Below are 1,069 nucleotides of genomic sequence, written 5' to 3' on the forward strand. Positions count from 1 at the left end.
CAACTGGTTGGTCAGGTAGCGCGTCACGGCCATCGACACGAGCACGATCAGCAGACCGGCAATGGCCAGGTACCATTTCCACCTCGTTTTTCGCGAATAAATGTCCATATGCTGTAGCTGCTGGCTGGCTCAAAGATAGGCGCTCCAACGTCGGGGATGGCTGGCGAGTATACCCCGAACAAAGTGATTTGGGAAAAAACGGTATCGGGGAACGAACGGGTAGTCCCGGACATTTTCAAAGAGGATTTGAGGAATCGAGGAACCGAGGATTCGACTCTCTTTTCTGATAAGGGGGTGGTTTACAAATAGTTGTTCGCTTGCCAGAGAGCGCCGCCAAAAGCAGCGTTTTGGCTGCGTCATGCTGCGCCTGAAAGCTGCGGTTTTGAAAAAACCGGGGGCCATTTTCCCAAACCACCTTGGAACGAGTAAATGCGATTCGATGCCAGGGCTTGATGAGAAAAGGCGATGGACGATAGACATGGGACGAGGGACAATGGAATAGCTATGATGGACGTCGTCACAGCCTGCCCCGCGAAGCGGGGGTGTCACGTTCTTACGGTGTTACGCGTCACGCGTCACGACGTCACGCGTCACGCCATCCGATTGATTTGGAACGTCCTTTGCAGCACGAGTAGTGCTCACCCGTCGAACGTTTGCGCTTTCGCTTTTCCCCTGCCGTGTTATCTTTGCCGACCCGATCCGGGAATACGCCCCTCCATGGCTTCCCGCGAATTCGAGGCAATCCAACCTGCGCAGCGGAAGGTGAAAAGAAGGTCAAGGGTTTCCCCCCTTTTCGTCTTGCGACACTTTTCCGCTCAGCTCATTTTCCGCCAGAAAAAAGTCGATGGACGATAGGCAATGGGTGTGCAATTTTTATTTGTAAAACAATGATAATCAACTTTAAACACTAAACTTTAAACTTTAAACCAAAACGCTCAACCCTCAACGCTCAACGCTCAACTTTTGCAAGTAAACTTCAAACCAAACATCCCACAACCCCGAGACACATGAAAATAGCAGTAGTAGGAACCGGATATGTAGGCCTCGTGACGGGCACCTGTTTCGCCGA

Annotated in this window: 1 pseudogene; it reads left to right on the plus strand. The window is 51.4% G+C overall.

The features are described from left to right. Nucleotides 1–1,007 precede the first annotated feature (1,007 nt). Nucleotides 1,008–1,069 (plus strand): annotated as a pseudogene (locus D6694_03150) (hypothetical protein).

It is taken from the genome of Gammaproteobacteria bacterium, assembly GCA_003696665.1.
Taxonomy (GTDB): Bacteria; Pseudomonadota; Gammaproteobacteria; order Enterobacterales.